The organism is Desulfobotulus mexicanus (genome assembly GCF_006175995.1).
Taxonomy (GTDB): domain Bacteria; phylum Desulfobacterota; class Desulfobacteria; order Desulfobacterales; family ASO4-4; genus Desulfobotulus; species Desulfobotulus mexicanus.
The window spans coordinates 38,485-60,945 of sequence record NZ_VDMB01000010.1 but is presented as its reverse complement, the minus strand read 5'-3'; the positions used below and the strand labels follow the sequence as shown (position 1 = coordinate 60,945).

Annotated in this window: 20 protein-coding genes and 1 other RNA gene; 14 read left to right on the top strand and 7 right to left on the bottom strand. The window is 49.5% G+C overall.

The window, feature by feature from the left end; genetic code table 11:
* Positions 1 to 32: 32 nt before the first annotated feature.
* Both speB and FIM25_RS09285 read left to right on the top strand, forming a co-directional pair.
* Complete coding sequence (gene speB / locus FIM25_RS09290) at positions 33 to 911, top strand: agmatinase (protein WP_139448549.1); 879 nt, start codon at positions 33 to 35, stop codon at positions 909 to 911.
* Positions 912 to 1,595: 684 nt separating this feature from the next.
* Positions 1,596 to 2,663: a sensor domain-containing diguanylate cyclase gene (locus FIM25_RS09285; RefSeq protein WP_139448547.1), complete on the top strand. Its 1,068-nt coding sequence runs from the start codon at positions 1,596 to 1,598 to the stop codon at positions 2,661 to 2,663.
* 44 nt (positions 2,664 to 2,707) lie between these two features.
* Here FIM25_RS09285 and ffs read toward each other — a convergent pair.
* Positions 2,708 to 2,806: signal recognition particle sRNA small type (gene ffs / locus FIM25_RS09280), an RNA gene on the bottom strand.
* A gap of 102 nt (positions 2,807 to 2,908) precedes the next feature.
* Here ffs and tilS point away from each other — a divergent pair.
* The 4 genes from tilS (at position 2,909) to FIM25_RS09260 (ending at position 8,565) form a co-directional block, all read left to right on the top strand.
* Positions 2,909 to 4,321, top strand: a complete 1,413-nt coding sequence (gene tilS, locus FIM25_RS09275; RefSeq protein ID WP_179953282.1) for a tRNA lysidine(34) synthetase TilS — start codon at positions 2,909 to 2,911, stop codon at positions 4,319 to 4,321.
* Positions 4,322 to 4,695: 374 nt separating this feature from the next.
* A complete protein-coding gene (gene ftsH, locus FIM25_RS09270) occupies positions 4,696 to 6,720 on the top strand; it encodes an ATP-dependent zinc metalloprotease FtsH (protein ID WP_139448543.1) in 2,025 nt (674 codons plus the stop codon).
* Between the two features lie 95 nt (positions 6,721 to 6,815).
* Positions 6,816 to 7,697, top strand: a complete 882-nt coding sequence (gene folP / locus FIM25_RS09265) for a dihydropteroate synthase (protein ID WP_218961366.1) — start codon at positions 6,816 to 6,818, stop codon at positions 7,695 to 7,697.
* Between the two features lie 94 nt (positions 7,698 to 7,791).
* Positions 7,792 to 8,565 carry a type III pantothenate kinase gene (locus FIM25_RS09260; RefSeq protein WP_139448541.1) on the top strand — a complete coding sequence of 258 codons (774 nt, stop codon included), beginning with the start codon at positions 7,792 to 7,794 and terminating at the stop codon, positions 8,563 to 8,565.
* Between the two features lie 69 nt (positions 8,566 to 8,634).
* Here the strand turns inward: FIM25_RS09260 and FIM25_RS09255 are convergent, their stop codons facing one another.
* The 4 genes from FIM25_RS09255 to FIM25_RS09240 all read right to left on the bottom strand — a co-directional run bounded on the left by FIM25_RS09255 (position 8,635) and on the right by FIM25_RS09240 (position 11,984).
* Positions 8,635 to 9,315 (bottom strand): zinc-ribbon domain-containing protein, encoded by a 681-nt coding sequence (locus tag FIM25_RS09255; protein WP_139448539.1) that lies wholly within the window; start codon positions 9,313 to 9,315, stop codon positions 8,635 to 8,637.
* A gap of 2 nt (positions 9,316 to 9,317) precedes the next feature.
* Positions 9,318 to 10,493 carry a type IV pilus twitching motility protein PilT gene (locus tag FIM25_RS09250; protein ID WP_139448537.1) on the bottom strand — a complete coding sequence of 392 codons (1,176 nt, stop codon included), beginning with the start codon at positions 10,491 to 10,493 and terminating at the stop codon, positions 9,318 to 9,320.
* A gap of 39 nt (positions 10,494 to 10,532) precedes the next feature.
* Positions 10,533 to 11,615 (bottom strand): type IV pilus twitching motility protein PilT, encoded by a 1,083-nt coding sequence (locus FIM25_RS09245; protein ID WP_139448535.1) that lies wholly within the window; start codon positions 11,613 to 11,615, stop codon positions 10,533 to 10,535.
* Between the two features lie 66 nt (positions 11,616 to 11,681).
* Entirely contained in the window at positions 11,682 to 11,984 is a 303-nt protein-coding gene (locus FIM25_RS09240; protein ID WP_139448533.1) for a YggT family protein, read from the bottom strand.
* Between the two features lie 369 nt (positions 11,985 to 12,353).
* On the opposite strand from FIM25_RS09240, the gene proC reads away from it, so the two are divergent.
* The 4 genes from proC to FIM25_RS09220 all read left to right on the top strand — a co-directional run bounded on the left by proC (position 12,354) and on the right by FIM25_RS09220 (position 15,128).
* Positions 12,354 to 13,217 (top strand): pyrroline-5-carboxylate reductase, encoded by an 864-nt coding sequence (gene proC / locus FIM25_RS09235; protein WP_139448531.1) that lies wholly within the window; start codon positions 12,354 to 12,356, stop codon positions 13,215 to 13,217.
* 139 nt (positions 13,218 to 13,356) lie between these two features.
* Complete coding sequence (locus FIM25_RS09230) at positions 13,357 to 14,064, top strand: cytochrome c biogenesis CcdA family protein (protein ID WP_246052112.1); 708 nt, start codon at positions 13,357 to 13,359, stop codon at positions 14,062 to 14,064.
* A gap of 60 nt (positions 14,065 to 14,124) precedes the next feature.
* Complete coding sequence (locus tag FIM25_RS09225) at positions 14,125 to 14,544, top strand: thioredoxin family protein (RefSeq protein WP_139448529.1); 420 nt, start codon at positions 14,125 to 14,127, stop codon at positions 14,542 to 14,544.
* A complete protein-coding gene (locus FIM25_RS09220; RefSeq protein ID WP_139448527.1) occupies positions 14,541 to 15,128 on the top strand; it encodes an NUDIX hydrolase in 588 nt (195 codons plus the stop codon). The genes FIM25_RS09225 and FIM25_RS09220 overlap by 4 nt, the downstream gene beginning before the upstream one ends.
* Here the strand turns inward: FIM25_RS09220 and FIM25_RS09215 are convergent.
* Positions 15,094 to 15,351 carry a hypothetical protein gene (locus FIM25_RS09215; RefSeq protein ID WP_139448525.1) on the bottom strand — a complete coding sequence of 86 codons (258 nt, stop codon included), beginning with the start codon at positions 15,349 to 15,351 and terminating at the stop codon, positions 15,094 to 15,096. The genes FIM25_RS09220 and FIM25_RS09215 overlap by 35 nt on opposite strands.
* A gap of 361 nt (positions 15,352 to 15,712) precedes the next feature.
* On the opposite strand from FIM25_RS09215, the gene FIM25_RS09210 reads away from it, so the two are divergent.
* A complete protein-coding gene (locus FIM25_RS09210; protein WP_139448523.1) occupies positions 15,713 to 17,806 on the top strand; it encodes a ribonucleoside triphosphate reductase in 2,094 nt (697 codons plus the stop codon).
* Between the two features lie 201 nt (positions 17,807 to 18,007).
* Here the strand turns inward: FIM25_RS09210 and FIM25_RS17080 are convergent, their stop codons facing one another.
* Complete coding sequence (locus tag FIM25_RS17080; protein WP_179953281.1) at positions 18,008 to 18,412, bottom strand: polyribonucleotide nucleotidyltransferase; 405 nt, start codon at positions 18,410 to 18,412, stop codon at positions 18,008 to 18,010.
* A 287-nt stretch (positions 18,413 to 18,699) separates the two neighbouring features.
* Between FIM25_RS17080 and FIM25_RS09200 the strand changes: the two genes are divergently transcribed.
* The 3 genes from FIM25_RS09200 to alr all read left to right on the top strand — a co-directional run bounded on the left by FIM25_RS09200 (position 18,700) and on the right by alr (position 22,451).
* Positions 18,700 to 19,392 carry an anaerobic ribonucleoside-triphosphate reductase activating protein gene (locus FIM25_RS09200; protein WP_139448521.1) on the top strand — a complete coding sequence of 231 codons (693 nt, stop codon included), beginning with the start codon at positions 18,700 to 18,702 and terminating at the stop codon, positions 19,390 to 19,392.
* 122 nt (positions 19,393 to 19,514) lie between these two features.
* Positions 19,515 to 20,720 (top strand): thiolase family protein, encoded by a 1,206-nt coding sequence (locus FIM25_RS09195; RefSeq protein WP_139448519.1) that lies wholly within the window; start codon positions 19,515 to 19,517, stop codon positions 20,718 to 20,720.
* A 597-nt stretch (positions 20,721 to 21,317) separates the two neighbouring features.
* On the top strand, positions 21,318 to 22,451 hold the full coding sequence (alr, locus tag FIM25_RS09190; protein WP_139448516.1) for an alanine racemase: 1,134 nt from the start codon (positions 21,318 to 21,320) through the stop codon (positions 22,449 to 22,451).
* Positions 22,452 to 22,461: the final 10 nt, after the last annotated feature.

Below are 22,461 nucleotides of genomic sequence, written 5' to 3'. Positions count from 1 at the left end.
AAAATGTGCTGAATAATTACAGAAAGGCTTTCATGGAAAATAACAACGATTATCCTTTTTTTCTGGCCAGTGAAAATCCGGGAAACAACCCGGACAAATGCCTCTTTCATGTCATTCCAGTACCCTGGGAGGCCAGCGTATCCTATGGCGGAGGCACGGCCAGGGGACCTTCGGCCATATTAAAAGCTTCGGACCAGCTGGAACGTTTTGACGGTGTGGATGAGCCTGCCAACCTTGGCATATGGACCCATCCACCCATAGCCTGTGAGTCTTCCCCCGCCAAAGTCCTTTCCCGTATTGCCGGAGCCTGTGACAGTGTTTTTTCCAGATATGGCATTCCCGTGCTTTTAGGGGGGGAACACACAGTGACCCTGGGCGGACTAATGGCAGCAAAGGAACGATTCGGAGAAATCGGCATAGTACAGATTGATGCCCATGCGGATCTCAGGGATTCCTACGAAGGAAACCCCTATAGCCATGCCTCGGTCATGCGCAGGGCACTGGATCTTGGTCATCGGGTTTTTCAGGTGGGAGTCCGTGCCCTCTGTTCAGAAGAAGCGGACTTCAGGGAAGCCTTTCCCGTGGCACATCTGGATGCATCGGCCATTGCCCTTTCAGGAATACCAAACAAGCTTCTGCCCCATGATTTTCCTGAGCGTATCTGGCTTACCATTGATGTGGACGGCATTGATCCTACGGTGATGCCATCCACTGGAACCCCTGTTCCCGGAGGACTGTCATGGTATCAGACCCTTGACGTTATTGCTAAATCCGTAACAGGACGCAGAATCATCGGCTTTGACTGCGTGGAACTGGCCCCCATTAACGGCCTGCACCATGCCGATTTTACAGCGGCTCACCTGATTTATCAGACCATGGGAATAATCCAGAGACAATCCAGACTTCCCTGAATCACCAAGTCCGGAAATGGTTTTTTATCTGGGCAACACAGCGTTCGACAATAGTGAACATCGGCTCTTTTGTATCCGCCACTCCGCCTGCTGCATCTTTTTTATCCAATCTTTTTTTCCTTTTCCGAAAAAAAGAACCTTATTCAGTACCAGAAAAAACATCAAATCATAGACCAGACCTTGCTTCAAAAAAATAAGAGTAATGTTTTCAAATACAAATACTATAAAAACATAAAACACCCAAAACATGGCACGCAAGATGCAATACAAAACTATGAGTCCAAGTGATTCAATGCCCTACCCCGGTCGGGTTATCCTTAACAAGGTAACCTAGCCCACTTAAAACCGGAGATCATTCCGGTCCCATCCATATAACTCGCCAAATACCTGCCAGGCTGGGTGTCCCTTCGACCAGGACACCCGGCGATAACCCTCCCCTCCATAATTTCTTAATATGATCTTAAAAATTTACAGCACCCATAAAATTTCATATCCATAAATCCAGAGATTTACCCTCGACATAAAACACCCGGATATCATAATGCACCTTTCAACCAGCTTGAAAATCTTTCCCTTTGCCTGTAATTTGAAATCTGATACTGATTTCCTGGTTTGCACGCAAAAAATCAACAAATTCCCAATAAAAAATCATAACTGGTAAAACAGAAAAGAAACGGAAAACACATGGGGCCTCTGGCAGAAGAAATGAATCAGCCACTTGAATCCAAGGCACTGCTGGCCTGCCTTGAGGTAGGAAAAACCCTGACATCCACCCTGGATCTCAACGAAATCCTACAGCTGATCATGGAAAAAATCAGCAGTTTTGTTGCAGCTGAGCACTGGTCTCTGCTGCTTCGAAACGAAGATAGCGGTGAGCTGAGCTTTAAAATTATTGTTGGTATTGATAAAGAATTCCTTTCGGATGTCACCATTGAAAAGGGCAGAGGGATTGCCGGGTATGTGGCTGAAAGCGGAGAGTCCCTCTTTGTACCATCCGTAAAGAATGACCCCCGCTTTTTTCCGGGCATTGATGCCGTCACCGGCTTTGAAACCCGGTCCGCCTTCTGTCTTCCACTGTGCATCCATGGTAAAGTTCTTGGCGTCATTGAAATTCTTAACCTTGAAGACGTAAAAATTTTTAAAGAACTGCATCTCCCCATTTTGATGCTGCTTGCGGATTACGCAGCCATTGCCATAAGAAATGCCCAGTTCCTGGACCACATTCGTCTTCTCAGCATTACAGATGAATATACAGGCCTGTACAATGCCAGATACATGCATGAACTTTTAGAAAAAATGCTCCATGCGCTACACACTGAAAATAAAAAAGCGGCTGTGGTTTTTATGGATATGGATCACTTCAAAACAGTTGTCGATACAAGGGGACACCTGATGGGCTCAGAGGTTCTCCGTGAAGTAGGACAAACCGTAAAAGCAGCTCTGAGTAAAAAAGATATTGTAATAAAATACGGGGGAGATGAGTATGTGATGATCTTTCCTGACTGCAACAGAATAAATGCGCATGAAAAATGTACGAAAATTCTCAACGCCATCCGCAGAACACCCTTCCTGCAATCTGATCCGCAGCCCCCTGTACATGTAACTGCCAGTCTCGGCTTTGCTATTTATCCTGATGATGCCGTCACCAGAAAGGAACTACTTCTCCTTGCGGACCAGGCCATGTACAAAGCAAAAAAAAGGGGGAAAAACAGTGTTGTTTCATGGGCAGAGGAAGGAAATGAAAAAGCTTAAGGTAAATTTGCAAAGGCAAAAATAAAACAAACCTCCAAGGGTATCCTGACCGGGATCGATCCACGACACATACCGTTTCACTTATCGCTGCTTCCTTCCGGATCTGACGAGGTTCATGATGGTATGTTACGCAGCGGCCGGTCAGGATACCCCTGGAGGCTCATTCACTGGGGGAATATACAGACCCATAAGCTTCTTGACAAGACATTCTTCACTTAGTTTTTAAAAGAAAGCATAAACCACCCTTGAATACGCAGTCTTTTTTCCTAAAAAAAATTATCACGGCCCTTACCATCCACAAAATGTGGCAGAAGGAAGACAGTATCCTGATCGCCGTGTCCGGTGGCGCCGACTCCATGGCCCTGCTCCATGGCCTTGCAGACCTCAAAAACCTGCATGGTGCTTTTATGGGAGTTGCCCATCTGAACCATAGTCTCAGACCCGAAGCGGATGAAGAAGAATCCTTTGTGGCTGATCAGGCTGCGCAACTTGGCATACCCTTCCACAGCCACAAAGTTTCCCTTCACAGGGAGTATCCCGGCCTCGGCTGCGAAGAGGCCGGTCGCATGGCCCGGTATAATTTCTTTAATTTTTTAATGAAAACGAAAAAATATACCCGGATTGCCACAGCCCACCATGCCGGTGACAGAACAGAACAGATCCTCATGAATCTTATACGGGGTTGCGGTCCTGACGGTCTTGGGGGAATTCCCGCCATTCGGGACGGATATGTTGTCAGGCCGCTGATCGACATGGAGAGAAAGGAAATAATCTCTTACCTTAAAGACAAGGGACTTTCCTGGAAAGAAGATCCGTCCAATACAGATACCCGTTTTCTGCGTAACCGCATCCGGCATCAGCTCATTCCCCTGCTGGAAAACAATTTCAATCCTGCCATCCGCAAAGGCCTTCTGCGCACAGGAAACATTGCCGCAGAAGAAAACAGGTGGATGAACTCCATGGCTGAAAAAACTTACAGCAGCCTGCTGCTGGAAGAGAAAAGCAATGCTGTTATCTTAGATGGCAGGAAACTCTCGCTGCTGTTTCCCGGACATCAGGCCCGTATCCTGCGCCATGCCATCTTCCAGATTCAGGGAAACCTGCAGTCCATCACCCTGCCCCATGTGGAAGCCATACAAAAAGCCCTTCAATCCACAGAGTCCAGCGAGCTTCATCTTCCAGGAAAAATTCTTGTCCGGCTTTCCCAAAACATCCTTGAAATCAAAAAAGCAGAACATTCCCTGAGAGAAAAAGAAAGCCCTCTGCCTTTTTTTTCAAAGGAACTGCCTCTGCCTGAAAAGCTGCCCGCAAGCATTCTCCTTCCCCATGGTTTCGGAAGACTTGAGATTTTAGGTCAGCAGCCATCCGATACTCCTTCGGATATGTATACATCGATTTCAGACCGGCTGTTTCCCCTGACCATCCGTGCCCCCCTGCCGGGTGATCGCATGCATCCATGGGGCCGGGGAGGAAGCAGAAAACTGATGCGACTGTTCTCAGAAAAAAAAATCCCAAAAGAGCTTCGCCGAAAAAGGCCTGTTATTGCAGTAAAAGAAGGTATCATCTGGGTACCGGGGCTGCCACCGGATGAAAAAAACAAGGCTGAAAACTCCAAAGACAGGCCTGTATGGCTTTTATGGTATGATGAAAAACTCTAAAAAAAACATGAAGAACCTTCACGAAATTCCACCGGGTGTGTTATAGGAATAGGGATATTCATTGTATTCAGTTTATCCTGAAGACAATGAAGGCCAGATATGCCCTGCACAAGGGAGCCAGCAGGCTATATACACCCGGGCTGACTTGCCTGATGCAGGATTGTGATTATTATGTGCAGGACGTTTTGTCATAAGGCAATTCCATATATGGTAAAAAATCCACTGTTTCATCCGTATCAGGTAAAAGGATTTTTTTTTGCGGCTTATCAAGGATATTATTAAAAGATTACAATTCATTCCTGATCAGATGGCCCGGAAATTTTTTCCATCCAACCTTTATTTACGGACAAACATCCACGCTCCGGGAGGGCGCTTTGAACCCATTTTATAAAAATCTTTCTCTGTGGCTCGTCATCATTCTCATGATGATCATGCTTTACAACATCTTTAACCAGCCCCAGTATGCCGAGGAAAGTATTGGATATTCCGAATTTCTAGCCATGGTGGACAGGGACCAGGTCTCCAATGTCACCATACAGGGTAATGATCTTCTGGTGGTCACCCCGACCAACCAGCGTTTCAAGGTTTATGCCCCTGATGATACGGAACTCATTCCCATGCTCCGTACCAAAGGTGTTGCCATTAAAGCCAGACCTCCTGCGGAATCTCCATGGTTTCTTACAGTACTGGTTTCCTGGCTTCCCATGCTTCTGCTGATAGGTGTCTGGATCTTTTTCATGCGCCAGATGCAGGGCGGTGGCGGCAAGGCCATGAGTTTTGGTAAGAGCAAGGCACGGCTAATGGATGAAAATACCACAAGGGTCACATTTGTGGATGTGGCCGGTGTGGAAGAAGCCAAGGAAGAGCTGGAAGAAATTGTAGACTTTCTTAAGGATCCGAAAAAGTTTACCCGCCTCGGCGGACGTATTCCAAAGGGTGTTCTGCTTACAGGATCTCCCGGAACAGGCAAAACCCTACTGGCCCGGGCCGTTGCCGGAGAGGCAGGCGTTCCTTTTTTCAGTATTTCCGGTTCCGATTTTGTGGAAATGTTTGTTGGTGTCGGTGCTTCCCGTGTCCGGGATCTTTTCAATCAGGGCAAGAAAAATGCGCCCTGCATAATCTTCATCGATGAAATTGACGCCGTAGGCCGCCAGAGGGGTGCCGGCCTTGGTGGTGGACACGATGAAAGGGAGCAGACCCTTAATCAGATGCTGGTGGAAATGGATGGCTTTGAATCCAATGAGGGAGTCATACTCATCGCCGCCACCAACAGACCCGATGTTCTCGATCCTGCCCTTCTGCGGCCCGGCCGTTTTGACCGGCAGGTTGTGGTTCCCCTGCCTGATATTGCAGGCAGAGAGGCCATTCTGCGCGTTCACATGAAAAAATCCCCCATAGGGAAAGATGTGAATATTAAGGTGCTGGCCAAAGGCACCCCCGGCTTTTCCGGTGCAGACTTAGAAAACATGGTCAATGAAGCCGCCCTGATAGCTGCCAAGCGGGACAAGGATTTCCTGGACATGAAGGACTTTGAAGATGCCAAGGATAAAGTCTATATGGGCCTTGAGCGTAAATCCAATGTCATGAGTGAAGAGGAAAAAAAGGTAACGGCCTACCATGAAGCTGGCCACGCCCTTGTTGCAAGGCTCCTGCCGTTTACGGATCCTGTGAACAAAATCACCATCATCCCCAGAGGACGGGCTGCAGGTATCACCTGGTTCCTTCCCGATGAAAGTGCATTCCGCTACAAGGACCAGCTGATCAGCGGACTGTCCGTGGCCTTTGGCGGACGGGCTGCCGAAGAAATCATCTTCAAGCGCATCAGCACGGGGGCCGCCAATGACATCAAACAGGCAACAGATGTGGCTCAGCGCATGGTCCGCTCCTGGGGCATGAGCGATGACCTTGGCCCCATTTCCTATGCCAAGGGAGATGAACAGATTTTTCTTGGCCGGGACATTGGACAGAACCGGGATTATTCCGATGAGACAGCGAGAAAAATTGATTATGAAATCTCCAGCCTTATCCATAATGCCTACGAGAAAGCACTGGAAGTACTTAAAGATAACCTTGAAATCCTGCACAAGCTTTCGGCCATGCTTCTCGACAAGGAAACGGTTTCCGGAAAAGAACTGGATGATCTGATTTTAACCATACGCCCGGATATTATCTTTCCCTCCCATCTACCGGAAATGGACGATGACGACAATCTTTACGACGCACCGGAACGCAAAGGGCCGGAAAACTATACAGGACAGGGAAAAGACGGAATCAGTCCGGATACAGGAGAGGAAAATCAGGATGACAGACAGGACGGAAATGACAGTCCTGAGCCTGAAGAACCCGGACAGCAGGAAGAAGACAGGGATAAAAAACAGGATGACGACACCCGGTCCTGATCTTTGAAAATCGTTTATCAAGCATATTCATACGGGCCTTTTTCCAGCCTTCTCAGGCAGAAAAAGGCCCGTATATTTTCATTAGAGGAGATTCCATGCCGGAACTCATGCTTCAGACAGCAAGAACAACCCTTTCCATAAAGGGGCGCTGTGCACTCATGGGCATTATCAACTGCACCCCGGACTCCTTTTCCGACGGAGGTCGTTTTATAGCTCTGGAAAAAGCACTGACCCACGCAAGGAACCTGATTGCCGAAGGAGCTGACATTCTGGATGTGGGCGGAGAATCCACACGTCCCTTTGCCACACAGGTCTCTGCAGAAGAAGAATGCCGGCGGGTCATCCCCCTGATCCGGGAACTGAGGCGGGAAACGAACCTGTCCATCTCCATCGATACCCGCAAAGCCAGCGTGGCTAAAGCAGCCATTGAAGCAGGCGCAGATATTATCAACGACATATCAGCGCTGGAAGACCCGGACATGCTGCCCCTTTGTACAGACACCGGCGCAGCCCTTGTTCTCATGCATATGCAGGGTACGCCGGCAACCATGCAGCTTCAACCCCGTTACAGCGATGTGGTCAGGGAAGTGTCAGACTATCTGCGTACAAAAAGCGAACAGGTCCTGAAAAGTGGGATTGCCGCCAATCGCATTGTTCTGGACCCCGGAATCGGTTTCGGAAAAAACCTGCAGGACAATCTTAAGCTGCTGGCCAACCTCAGCACACTTAATACCCTTGGCTTCCCCCTTTTGCTGGGTACTTCCCGTAAAAAATTCATCCGGGCCCTTTCTGCCAGTCATCATCAGGAGCCGGATGTACTTTCAATGGAGGTTCTGGCCGGAACGCTGGCCACCAGTATTGCAGGTTTTCAAAGCGGTGCATCCATACTCAGAATCCATGATGTGGCAGCCACCCGTGCTACGCTGCAAGTTTATACAGCCATATGCAATGCCGCACCTTCCGGAACATTCCCGTAAAAAACATTCTGAAACAGACAGATGCCGCTTGACAAAAAGTTCTGTTTGCTGGAATCTTGCCACGCAATTTTCCAAAACACCATGAGGAGGTTCCATGCTGCTGGTCATCGATGTTGGAAATACCAATACTGTCATTGGGGTTTTCGAGGAAACAATACTTCATAAAGACTGGCGCATCCCATCCAAACGGGATACCACTGCAGATGAATTTTATGTTCTGGTGAAAAACCTCTTTGAAGATGCCGCCATCCCCCTTAGAGAAATCCGGAAAACCATAATTTCATGCGTTGTCCCGCCTATGGTTCCGGTACTTGATGCCTTCTGTCGCCGTCATATACAGGCCCCCCCACCCCACTGGGTTGATGCGGATTCCGTCAAAGGATGGATGCCCATCCTCTACACCAATCCCTCAGAAGTAGGTGCCGACCGCATTGTAAACAGCGTTGCCGCTTACCATCGATATCACCAGGCACTTATAGTCATTGATTTTGGCACAGCAACGACCTTTGATGTTATTTCAGAAGCAGGAGAATATCTCGGAGGAGCCATCTCTCCAGGAATTGCAATTGCTGCGGATGCCCTTTTCCAGCGGGCCTCCAAACTGCCCAGGGTTGCCCTGTTCAACCCTCCTTCAAAGGTGATAGGCAAAGATACGGAAAGCAGCCTGAAATCGGGCATAATACATGGATACGCCGCTCTGGTGGACGGCATGGTGGAAAAAATCCGAGAAGAACTGCCAGCTCCTCTAAAAGTCATCGCCACCGGTGGCCTTGCTCCCCTTATGCAGGCAGTATCCCGCACCATTGAAGTGGTAGACAGCAACCTCACCCTGGAGGGCCTTCGTCTCCTGAGCGATAGAATTGAATAAAAAACAAAATACCCGCCGGGTCAGGGGCGGGTACAAAATAAGCTGTCCATAATCATAAAACAGATTCTGTCAGCCCCGCCCACTTTCCTTTAAAGCATCAAGAAAAACCTCATAGAAGCGCTGATGATCTGCCAGACCCTGGCGGAGAAGCCCCTCAAAGTCCGGCAAATGACGTACGTTCATCACCATATTGACACTCCGTATAAAAGCCACGAGAGAATCCAGGGTACTGTGACGCTCGGAAAGCATAAGCGCAAACATTTCCCTGCGCATGGACATGGGCAGGCGTTCCAGATAAAGCAGGACAGGATTACGTTCACTGCTTTCCCCTCCTCCGAAAGACTCATGCACCATGACCAGCTTACAGGTGTGCATACGCAGGTTTTTAAGGGCTTCGTGGGGTTCCTTAACCGCTATCACCTGATATTCCATCAGTTCAAGGGCTTTCTGAATCTGCCTTTGAAGTTCCGGATCTTCCACACAAACAAGGGCAAGATCCCCTTCCTCTTCGGCAAAAACCAGAGAAGAGAAGGATTTACGCTCCACATCCTTATCAGAAGTACTTTCCTGTACAGGCCCGGATGAATCTTCATGCCACCCGTTTCCAGCAGAAGGTGCCGTAAAGGAACTGCGATGTCCGCATTTCGGACAGGTCATTCCCACGGTTTTCCCCGGAGGCACCTTGCCATCTGGAATACGGAAGGATGCATCACAGCCATCACACACCAAAACCATGCCATCTTCACCCATAATCAGAAGCCCTCCCGCCGACCATAACCCCTGTCAATTTCAAGGTTGTCTATATCAGTTGTTTTCTCTCCTCTGGCAGACTTGACCCGGTCAATACCCCGGGCAACAGACTCCCTCTTGGAAGCATAGGCCAGAGCTGTGGCTTCAGTTACCAGGCCTTTTTCATAAAGTTCGATAATTGAATCATCAAAGGTACACAAGCCCCGGTGGCGTCCTGCCTGAATCATTTCATAGAAAGTTTTACCTTCAGACTCACCATGCATGATAACATCCTTCACCCTGAGACTGGTTCCAAGAATCTCAAAGGCAGCGACCCTTCCTCCCCCAACCTTGGGCAAAAGGCGCTGGCAGATAATCCACTTAACGGAATCAGAGAGTCGGATACGCATCTGCCTCTCCTCTTCGGTCTCAAACATACCAATGATACGATTGATGGTCTTACCCGCATCCACCGTATGCAGGGTAGTCAGCACCAGATGGCCGGTTTCTGACGCCCTGAGACCAATTTCCACGGATTCCTTATCCCGCATCTCCCCCACCAGAATTACCTTGGGCGCCTGACGGAGTGCCGCACGCAGCCCTGTAACATAATCGGGGAAATCCACACCGTATTCTCTCTGGTTAAAGGTGGATTTTTTCTGGGGATGCTGATATTCCACCGGATCCTCAAGGGTGACCACATGCACTTCCTGGGTATTGTTTATGGCATCCAGCATGGCCGCAAGGCTTGTGGACTTACCTGAACCCGTGGCACCTGTCACAAAAATCAGGCCGTTTTTTTCCGATGCAATTTTATGGAAAACTTCCGGAAGATTAAGGGTATCAATGGTCGGAATGCGGGCCTCCAGCTTTCGAAGAACCGTGGAATAATTTCCACCGGACTGGGAAAATACATTCACACGAAATCTGGCCTTACCGGGCAACCCATAGGAAAGATCACAGGAACCCTCCTGAACCAGCTGGCGTGCCATCCTGCGGTTCCTGCCCACAAGGGTCAGGGCCAGCATTTCCGTCTGGTAGGGAGTCAGGGATGGCAGAGGGGGCGTTATGGGAACCCCCAGCAGCCTGCCATCACTCTCCACCTGAGGAGGACGTCCTGCGGTAAAATTGAGGTCCGACACATTCTGCCTGTAATCGAGCATCTGCGTAAGAATATGATCAATTTCCTGCTTTTTCATGGTATTCCCCTTCCCATTTCAAACCCTTTAAGAATAATTTCAGACTTCCGTGAAATCCAGTGGTGGATTTTTGAGGAAATTGACAAAACGGGATTTTTCATTGGATTTGGAATAGGCATCATCGGCGGAAATGATCCCTTTAGTATAAAGATTCATGATGGCATCATCCAGAAGCTGCATACCGTATTTTTTACCCGTCTGAATCATGGAGGCTATCTGGAAGGTTTTGCCTTCCCGGATGAGGTTTCTCACTGCAGGATTGGCGATAAGAATCTCCATGGCAGCAACACGCCCCTTCTGATCCACCCTTTTAAAAAGGGTCTGGGAAATCACAGCCCGGATGCTGTCTGCCAGGGTGGAACGAACCTGGGCCTGCTGGTTGGCAGGAAACACTTCTATGATACGGTCAACGGTTTTTGCAGCGCTGTTGGTATGCAGGGTGGCCAGCACAAGGTGGCCGGTACTGGCTGCCTCCATAGCCAGAGAAATAGTTTCCAGATCCCGCATCTCGCCTACAAGAATAACATCCGGGTCTTCACGCAAAGCCCCGCGCAGGGCCGCAGAAAAGCTTTTGGTATGGCTGCCCACCTCCCGGTGATTGATGAGGGCACTCTGGCTGGTGTGCACAAATTCGATGGGATCTTCCACGGTGATGATATGGTCTTTGCGATGGCGGTTGGCCACATCCAGAATGGCTGCAAGGGTGGTGGACTTACCGGAACCTGTCGGGCCTGTCACCAGTACCAGCCCCCTGGGAAGCAGAGCCAGTTTGGAAATCACCGAGGGCAGTCCCAGCTGTTCCGCCGTAAGGATATTGGTGGGAATTTCCCTGAACACGGCACCCACTCCGTTACGCTGGAGAAAGAAATTGGCCCTGTAGCGGGCAAGTCCCTGGATTTCATATCCAAAATCCACATCCCCTGTTTCTTCAAAAGATTTGATCTTATCCTCGGGGCAGATCTCATACAGCATGGACCGGAGTTCATCATTGCCCAACACCTTGTATTTGACCCGCTCCATATCACCGTTAATCCGCAGGGCAGGCGGCTGGCCTGCCACAAGATGCAGATCCGAAGCACCCTGATCATGCATAAGCTTGAAAAAAGCGTCTATCCTTGCCATTGTTCTGTCTCCATAAGGAAGGCCATGCATGCCCCCTGAGTTCAGGGCACACCCTAAAAACAGTATTCAGCCCCCCATCATCATCGCCATCCTGTAGAGGGTCGATACCAGCATCTGCTGGAGAAAAACGATACCCAGAATGATAATTATGGGAGAAAAATCAATACCACCAAACTGCAGAGGAATCCACCTGCGCACCCTGTCCATGACAGGATCCGTTACCTGATGCAAAAAACGTACAATGGGATTGTAAGGATCGGGATTTACCCAGGACAATAAAGCCCGTGCTATAAGAATCCATACATAAATAGTCAGTACCATTTCCGTTATTTTAGCCAGCGCCATAAAAAAATTACCCAGTAAAAACATATAAAAAAAACCCTTTTCCTTTATGATTTACGGACCATTGCAGCCCTGATTCCCCTGAAAATAATCAACAGGGAACTAACTACCTTCCTTTAAAAAAAACTTATGTCAGAATCCATCAGCAAAACTTTCAAGAGGGCTCTTTAAACATATGATGCAGCATACGCCATGGCCCTGAAACCGTCAAGATTATGGACCAGTCACACATCCACGCACTGGATAAAGCCCTGTGAAACTGATATGGAAATATCTGCTTCCACTGTCAAGGGAGAGCTATGATCAGAAAAAAGCTGCCGTTTTTTGTCGAAAACAACCTCTTTTGCGCAAGCTCGTATATTTTCTCTTTCCCCATACCCTGAAAGGATATAATCCATGCCTTCTGTACTTACCGGAAAAACCATAGGCTTTATTGGTGCAGGCAATATGGCAGAGGCCATGATCCATGCCCTGCGTCATAACCTTGGACTTTATCCGGACAAAATCCTTGCATCGGATTCCAGCAAAACCCGCAGGCAAGAGATCAGCAAACTGTACGGCATTGAAACCTCTGATGACAACATGGAAGTATTTCTCAAATCCGACATGGTTATTCTTGCCGTAAAACCCCAGCAGCTGCCGGAACTTCTCTCTTCTATGACCACAGATAAGCGCTATGGCCTGATGGCTTCCAGAAAACTTGTGGTCTCCATTGCTGCGGGCATTGCCCTGCCAACACTGGAAAATCTGCTGACCACCAACCTGACACAGGAGCAGAAAGAAAATTTCATTCCCATCCGTATAATGCCCAACACACCAGGCCTTGTGGGATGCGGCATGTCAGGCATCAGCAGGAGTGCAAGGGCCAGTGATACGGACATGGAACTGGCCATGGCCCTTGCCGCTTCCATGGGCAAGGTATGCCTGCTGCCGGAATCCCTGATGGATGCCCTTACAGCCCTGTCCGGCTCAGGCCCCGCCTATGTTTTTCTTATGGCAGAATCCATGATACGGGCAGGAAGGGAAATGGGACTTTCCTCTGAAGACAGCCGGACCCTTACGGTACAGACCCTGAAAGGAGCCGTTGCCCTCCTTGAAAAGGGAGATGCCGATGCCGCCACCCTGAGGCAACGGGTAACATCACCGGGCGGAACAACGGCAGCAGCCATCTCCGTATTTCAGGACGCCGGATTTGAGGACCTTGTGGTAAAGGCCATTGCTGCGGCAAGGGATCGTTCCATTGAGCTTTCCGCACGGTGATAAAGATCTTTTTCCTTTGTAACCTCCATCCTGAAAAAGGATCTTTATCTTAAGATGTCCAAAGTACCAGAGACTTACTTGATCAATTAAAATATTGATATGACACTTTTTTTAATATTTTTCCACCGGGAATGATTCCATGATTATCCTAGAACCCGTATCCCTTATTGCAGCCTTTGGTGCAGGCCTGCTTTCCTTTCTGTCTCCCTGCATTCTTCCCCTGATACCGGCCTACTTTAGCTTTATCTCCGGCGTATCCATTGAAGAGCTGGCAGAAGGCCCTTCCAGCGAGGCCAGGCAAAGAATAAGGATCAGTACCTTCGGTTTTATCCTTGGGTTTTCATTGGTTTTCATTGCCCTTGGCGCATCGGCAAGCTTTCTGGGCCAGCTCTTTTCCGGTACCGGCTTCTGGCTTCGCATTACAGGAGGTGCTATGGTGCTGATTTTTGGCCTGCACCTCATGGGTATTCTACGCATTCCTATTCTGCAGTCGGAAAAAAGGATACACTTGAAATCAAGGCCCGTACACGGCCTGGCTGCCATTTTTATAGGCATGGCCTTTGCCGCTGGATGGAGTCCCTGTATCGGTCCCCTGCTCGGCTCCATCCTTGTCATTGCAGGTACAAAGGAGAGCGTGGAATATGGCATCCTTCTGCTCTCAGTCTATGCCGCAGGCCTTGCCCTGCCCTTTGCCCTTCTGGCCTTTGCGGCAACCCGGCTCATGGTCTTTGTCAAAAAAGCCAAGGGCTTTATCCGTGTGGCCAATGTCACCGCAGGCCTGCTTCTTGTTGCCACCGGCCTTATCCTGATGAGCGATCAGATGGGAAGACTGGTTTTTATTCCATAATAAAAAAACATATCAGCTGATTTTTTGAATATTCAAACCAAAAGCCAGGGAGATATACACATGATCCATGTTCGTCTTTTTCTTACAGCCACCCTGCTTCTCCTATTCACTGCAGGCAACCTCACAGCCCAGTCCCTCAGCTGGACACCCTATAAGCAGGCTCTGGAAACAGCCGCCTCTGAAAACAAACAGATCTATCTCTATTTCTACAGCCCCCAGTGCCCCTGGTGCCGGACCATGGAAAACAAAACCCATGGAGATGGGAAGGTGGCAGCCTATCTGAAAGAAAACTTCATCAGCGTCAATATCAACATGGACACCAACCCGGCCCTGACAAGAAAATACAGGGTCAGCGGCGTACCCGCCAACATTTTTCTCTCCTCAGAAGGAGAAACCCTTTTCAGCAGACCCGGCCATGTGCCGCCGCAAACCTTCATTCGGATTCTTGAAATTCTACACACAGGAAAACACGATAAATGAACAATTTTGACAAGATATACCGCAATATTGTACTGGACCATCCCCATCCAGGACCTCCAGGAAACCGCATACGTCCAGCTGCGGTATCCTTCCTTCTTACACCGGATGAAGCCCCCAGGCTGCTGGCCATACAAAAAGCAGCCCATCCGCACTACACCTGGGCCGGGCAGGTAGCCCTCCCCGGTGGTCATGTGGACCCTGAAGACCCGGACACGAAACATACAGCCCTGCGGGAACTGGAGGAGGAACTGGGGATCTCCTCCGACAAAGTTGATATGATCGGTTCTCTAGGCCATTTTATGACCCTTAACAATGTGTGCATCGAGGTTCTTGCCGGCTGGTGGCAAGGCTCAGGCCCCCTGCGCCATGATCCTTCAGAAATTGACAGGGTTCTGGACATACCATTGAATATACTGATGGAAAACCATCTGGCCTCAGGTTTTTCAGGCAGGGAGCCAGACTGGACCGAACTGCGCTATCCCATAGAAGACGCCGTCATCTGGGGAGCCACAGCACGCATTGTCCACCACTTCATGGAGTGTCTTCTTTCTACCGGAAACCATCCTCTTTCCTCCTGCGGATAACACGCAGCACCATGCGCAGCATAAGCCAGCCACTGATAAGGCTCATGGCCGCAGGGACCCAGACATTCTGCTGCCAGCGCTCTGTTTTCATCGCCTCAAAAAGACCCGCAATGCCCAGAAGCAGTATGGGAAAAAGCATCCAGAAGACAATCCGGCATGCTGCCTGATTATCATACCATGGTATGTGTTTCTGACGATGTACCGGTTTTTTCCCCCACCCCATTTTTATCTCCTTCTCCCTTCTTATCTGCCTTTTTTAATCGATAAAGAAAAAGCCTGTTTTTGCAATGCCAAATTACTTTCTGAACATATTTTACCCCCTGCCCAAGGGAGAAAAAATCTTTTTCCACAGGGAAGCTGTTTTTCCCCAAGAAACCAGATAGATCCCACAACAAACACAACATACAGTCACACAAAAACACAACAGCGCAATATACAGACTTGACATCCCAAACTCTCTTCCCTATCTTGACCCAGAAACAAAGATTGATTCTTTCTTCCAGACAGGCTCATTTCCGATCCTGCGACCATAAAGATCTCAGTCAGTAAAACAGCCGACAACCCCACTTCCCCAGAGAGATGCCATGCTCGAAAGCATTAAAAAACGAAACGGCCGTATTGTCGAATTCGACTCTTCCAAAATCACCGCAGCCATTACAAAGGCTGGAAAAGCCACCGGAGAATTCACGGAACGGGAAGCCCGCAAGCTTACCCTCCGGGTATTAACTCTGATAAAAGACATGCGCCTTGGGCCCTCTCCGGATGTGGAGTCCATACAGGATATTGTGGAACGCATACTTCTGGACTCCCCCTACCTGCAAACGGCCAAAGCCTATATCATCTACCGGGAACAGCGCAAACAGCTCCGCAACATTGTCTCCGGCGTCAATGGTGACCTTGTGGACAACTACCTCAGGCAGATGGACTGGAAGATCAAAGAAAACAGCAACATGAGTTATTCTCTCCAGGGCCTGAACAATTATATTTCCTCTGATATCACGGCGGAATACTGGCTGAACCGCATCTATCCCCCGGAAATCAGAAGGGCCCACAAGGAAGGGGACATCCATATACATGACTTAAGCCTGCTTTCCGTCTACTGCGTGGGCTGGGACCTGCAGGATCTGCTGCGACAGGGCTTTAAGGGCGTTGCAGGCAAGGTGGAAAGTGCTCCGCCCCGCCATTTCCGTACGGCCTTGGGCCAGCTGGTAAATTTCTTCTACACCCTTCAGGGCGAAGCAGCAGGTGCCCAGGCCGTGTCAAATTTTGACACCCTTCTGGCACCCTTTATCCGTTATGACGAACTGGATTATGCGGATATCAAACAGGCTCTGCAGGAGTTTGTGTTCAACATCAATATTCCCACACGGGTGGGTTTCCAGACCCCCTTTACCAACATAACCATGGACCTCAATGTACCTTCCATCCTTAAAGATGTACCCGTGGTAATCGGTGGCAGGGATATGGATATCTGCTACGGAGATTTCCAGACGGAAATGGACCTTATGAACCAGGCCTTTGCTGAGGTGATGATGGAAGGTGATGCCCGGGGAAGGGTCTTCACCTTTCCCATTCCCACATACAACATCACAAAGGATTTTGACTGGGACAACCCCCGCATGAACGCCATCTGGAAAATGACGGGCAAATACGGCATCCCCTACTTTTCCAATTTTGTAAACTCAGACATGAGTCCCGACGATGCAAGGTCCATGTGCTGCCGTCTGCGTCTGGACAACAGGGAGCTGCGGAAAAGGGGAGGTGGTCTTTTCGGAGCCAATCCCCTCACAGGCTCCATTGGCGTTGTCACCATCAACATGCCCCGCATCGCCTACCTTGCCGATACGGAAGAAGAATTCAAAAACCTGTTGGACAACAATATCGAGCTGGCCAGAGACTCCCTGCAGATCAAACGCAAGGTACTGGAGCGTTTCACCGAAGGCTGCCTTTACCCCTACTCCAAGTTCTATCTGCGCCAAATCAAGGAGCGCACCGGAGTCTTCTGGAAAAACCATTTTTCCACCATCGGCATCAACGGCATGAACGAGGCCTGCATCAACTTCATCGGTGAAGACATTTCCACGGAAGCAGGTAAAAACTTCGCCCTTTCCATCATGGACCATATCCGTGGAAAACTGGAAAGCATACAGAACGAGACCGGCAATATCTTCAATCTGGAAGCCACCCCTGCTGAAGGCACCTCCTATTCACTGGCCCTTAAAGATAAAAGAATGTATCCGGAAATTGTCTGCGCCAATGAGGAAGATTTCAAAAAGGGCGGAGATCCCTTTTACACCAATTCCACCCATCTGCCGGTGAACTACTCCGATGATCTCTTTGAGGTGCTGGATCATCAGGATGATCTTCAGGCAAAATATACAGGCGGTACAGTGCTGCATACCTTCCTCGGGGAAGAAATCCAGGATCCTGCGGTCACCCGAAACCTTGTCCGTAAAATAACAGACAATTACAAGTTACCCTATTTCACCCTGACCCCCACATTCAGTGTCTGTCCTTCACACGGCTATATCCGGGGAGAAAAAAGCGCCTGCACCACCTGCCAGGGCCCCACGGAAGTTTACTCCAGAGTGGTTGGATACCTGAGACCGGTAAACCAGTGGAATAACGGCAAACAAACGGAATTCCGTATGCGAAAAACCTTCAGTGATGCCATGTGATTTTTTAAGGGGGACCCGTCCCTGATTCTTCCCCCGCAAAGGAAAGCGTTCTCCGGCACCCAAATCCAGTAACCGCTTACTGCTTCTTAAGGCTGGGTTTGGATGCCGGATTCCGGTTACTCTTCTACTGTGCATCTTTTATCGAATCAACACCTTTGAAAAAACAAGACCTCCAAAGTCAGCAGACCCTGAAAATTCATTTCAAAAAGAATTACCTTTGTCCAGTACAAAGGCTTCCATACGAGGATCATCCATATCAAAAGAGATCCCGGCAAGCTCTCTGACTTTATCTTCTATTTCTCTTTTATCTGCAGGAAGGCTTGCCATGGCAGGCTCTTTTTCACTGTCCAGTGACGCACTGCCCCCTGGCAGGTAGATGGCGCCTGTTGCAAAATCAACGGCAAAAGCAACAATGCCTGGGATAATAAAAAAGATCAGACAAGCTGCGTCCATTACTGCCACGGCCGGATCAATACGACGTCCCCCAGGGTCCAGCTGCAACTGCTGATGCCTGCGCTCCGGATACAAAAGGGTACCGCACCCCGTCAGGGGAACCAGACATAAAAAAAGAACCATCCAGACAAGCACTCTTTGAAAAGATTTCATCTTTCCTCCCACACCCTCACTAAAAACGGCTTTGGTCCCCACAGCTCTCTTACACACATAAGTTCCATGCCGTTTCTGTAATCATTGTGGATACAATCCATACCAGTCTCTTTCTAAAATACAGATGAAGAAAAAGATATTCGTATCCCGAAAAAACAACAAAAACAGCCCCATGCAAAACACTTAAAACCAGACAAAAGACAGGATACCTTAAACAGAAAGACACAATACCAACAGACTGCGCCTGCATATAATAACAACCTACCCCCTTCCAGGAAAAATTAACAATGATTTTCGGTGGTCTGCAAAAAAACTCCCTTATTGATTTCCCCGGAAAAATTGCTGCACTTGTATTTACCCAAGGATGCAATTTCCATTGTCCCTACTGCCATAATCTAGGCCTGATTCCCATGAAAGGAAAAGACATCTTCCATGAAGAAGATATTCTTCTTTTCCTTGAAAAACGAAGAGGGCTGCTTGAAGGACTTGCCATTACTGGCGGAGAACCAACCCTGCAGAAGGATCTGGCCAATTTCTGCGAAAAAGTAAAAAAATTGGGATACCCTGTAAAGCTGGATACCAACGGCTCCAGACCTGAAGTTCTGAAGGAAGTGATATCAGCAAAACTGGTTGATTATATTGCCATGGATATCAAAACCCATCCCTTGGAATACTCCCCGGGCCTTTGCACTGCTCCGATGGAGCAGGTCCTTGAAAGCAGTATCCGCCTGATCCTTGAAAGTGGAATCGATCATGAGTTTCGGACCACCTGCGTATATCCTTTTATTACAGAAGAAAAAATACGGCGTATTATCCCGATAATTAAAGGAGCCAGAACCTACGCCCTGCAGACATTTTCCTCCCAGTCCCTTTACAAACCGGATTTTTTTACTCAAGGTGGCCGGGGACTCACTCCGGAAGAAACAGAAATAATTCAGAAACTCCTTGCCCCCCATGTAGGGCAGTGCGTCATCCGCTAACCCCTTGACATTCGCCCCCTGTTCCGATTATTGTTTGCCACACAAAAATCCGGTTCAGATAAAAAAACAGGAGAGATGACCATACAGCCCCTTATATCAAACCCTGATGGAGGACAGAGCGAATGGAAATCCAGGAAGTTGTTGCTGTAAGTGCCTGCCGCACGGCCATTGCAAAATTTATGGGTGGCCTCAAGGATGTTTCTGCCAGAGAGCTGGCCATGACCGCAGGCCGCCACGCCATTGAGAGGGCAGGCCTTGCTGCGGATCAGATTGATGAAATCTGCATGGGACAGGTTTTCCCCGGTATGCAGGGTTCCCTTCCCGCCCGGCAGGTGGCCATGCGCATCGGCCTTTCCCATGAAAGCAGTGCCGTATCCGTCAATCAAAACTGCGCCTCAGGCATGCGCGCCCTTGAAGTGGCCGCCCACAACATCATGCTGGGCAAAACCCGGTCAGCCCTTGTGGTGGGAACGGAAAGCATGACCAATGCCCCCTACATGCTTCCCAAGGGTCGTATGGGCTACCGCATGGGACCGGGTCAGATTGAAGATCAGATGCTCCATGATGGCCTTGTGGATGAGATGGTCCCCGGCCATATGGGAATCACCGCCGAAAACATAGCAGAAAAATATGGTATCACCCGCAGGGAATGCGATGAACTGGCCCTCATGAGCCATCAACGGGCCAAGGCTGCCATTGAAAAGGGCGTCTTCAAAGAAGAAGTGGTACCTGTGGAGATCGTTTCCCGCAAAAAGACCCGTATCTTTGAGACGGATGAACATCCCATTCTCGATGCCAGCATGGAATCCATGGCCGCACTGCCTTCTGCCTTTAAAAAGGATGGCGTGGTCACAGCAGCCAATGCCTCCGGTCTGAACGACGGTGCTGCCGCCATGATACTCATGTCCAAAAAAGCAGCACTGGATATGGGGCTGAAACCCCTCATGAAGCTTGTGAATGTCTGTGATATGGGAGTAGACCCCAAAGTTATGGGTCTTGGCCCTGCGGTCTGCATCCCCAAATGCCTGCAGCAGGCTGACCTTTCCTTTGACGCCATTGATTACTGGGAAATCAACGAAGCCTTTGCAGCCCAGTGGCTGGGTGTAGGCCGCATGATGGAAAAGGACTTTGGCATGAAGCTTGATATGAACAAAGTCAATGCCAATGGTTCCGGTATAGCCCTGGGGCATCCCGTGGGCTGCACGGGCCTGCGCATTGTGGTTTCCCTCTATTATGAAATGAAGCGGCGGGGAGCCACGCTGGGGGGAGCCTCCCTCTGCGTGGGGGGTGGGCCCGCCGTCAGCTCCCTGTGGACGCTGGATATCTGATGAACACATATTTGTCCTGTGCAGCCTGACCTTGTAAGACATTTGGTAATTATTCAGCACAGTTTATTCCAAACTACCAATGCTGTAATTGCAGCAGCTTCATACTATTGCAAGGCTCCGAGGCTATTTGAAAGTGACATTGCAATCGTTTCGGATCAGAGCTTTGCAGGCCTGTGCGAAAGAAGCGGCAAACTGTCTGAGCCGCCACAAAGGCAGCGTGCTTAAGCCTGCTATGACAATCAAAAAGCTTATCCTGCCTGTGGCGGGGAGTTTTTGCCGCTTCCGCACAGGGCAAGAAGCTCCAGAATAAGATTGCGTCACGGGCAAATAGCCTGGAGCCTGTGCATCTGTCTTGCAGGTATGATATGGAAAACTGTGCTGAACAGTTACGACATCTGTTTCTTTTGCAGACCTTAAGCAATCCCGACGGAACCCTCCGCCGGGATTGCTTTTTACACCATGATCCCAAACAGACCGACATACAAAGACTTGCCCCTGCAGCTTTCTCTGCCATGCTTCTTGACAGCCCTTCATCCAGACCATAAGGAAAGAAGTCGATTATAAAGGATTCAATGGGATAAGGGAGACCAAGAACAAATGCATGAACATCTCATATGGGCTGAAATCAGGCTGGATGCCATTGCAGAAAATATCCGCAACCTTCGCAGGGCAGGCTCTTCAGCAGCCTCCATGATGGCTGTGGTTAAAGCCAATGCCTACGGTCATGGCGCCATCGAAGTTGCCCGCACAGCCCTTGCCAATGGTGCAGCCAGCCTCGGCGTAGCCCGTATGGAAGAAGGGATTGCCCTGCGTACCGCAGGATTTGCCGCCCCCATTCTGGTTTTCGGCCCTTCCCTTTCCAGTGATATCAAGGAAATGATCCGTTACCGCCTGACACCTTCCGTGTACAGCATGGATGATGCCCTGCGCATCTCAGAGGTCGCCATCACTACGGGTAAAAAACTGCCAGTACATTTAAAATTTGATACGGGCATGGGCAGACTGGGTTTTACGGGACAGGCCCTAAGTGACCCTGTGACAACGGTAAGAAAAATAAGTGCCCTTCCCGGCCTGCGCATCCAGGGAGTCTACACCCATTTAGCCACGGCAGATCACCCGGAAAAAGAATTTACCCGGCATCAGATTCAGACCTTTTCCCGGCTGCTGACAAGCCTTGAAGGTGCAGGCCTCCGTCCGCCCATTGCCCATGCCGCAAACAGTGCAGGCCTGATCTCATTTCCCGAATGCCATTTTGACATGGTCAGGCCCGGCATTGCCATCTATGGCATCCAGCCTTCCGTCACCATGGATAAAGAAGCCTTCCCCCTTAAGCCTGCCCTCAGTCTGAAAACAAAAATTGTTCAGATCAAAACCGTTCCAGCAGGTTTTTCCATCAGTTACGGACGCAGCTGGACAGCCAGCAAACCCACGGCCATCGCCACCCTTGCCTGCGGTTACGGAGACGGATTCCCCCGTCTTCTTTCCAACAATGCGGAAGTGCTGGTCCGGGGACGCAGGGCCCCTTTAAGGGGAAGAATCTGCATGGATCTCTGCATGATTGATATCAGCGGTATTCCAGATGTCTGCACAGGAGACACAGCTACCCTTATCGGCAAAGATGGCAGTGATGAAATTCTGGCGGAAACCCTTGCGGAAACCATTGGCACCATTGGCTATGAACTGGTCACTGGCCTGATGCCAAGGGTTCCCAGGGTCATCATGCAGCACTAAAAATACAGGA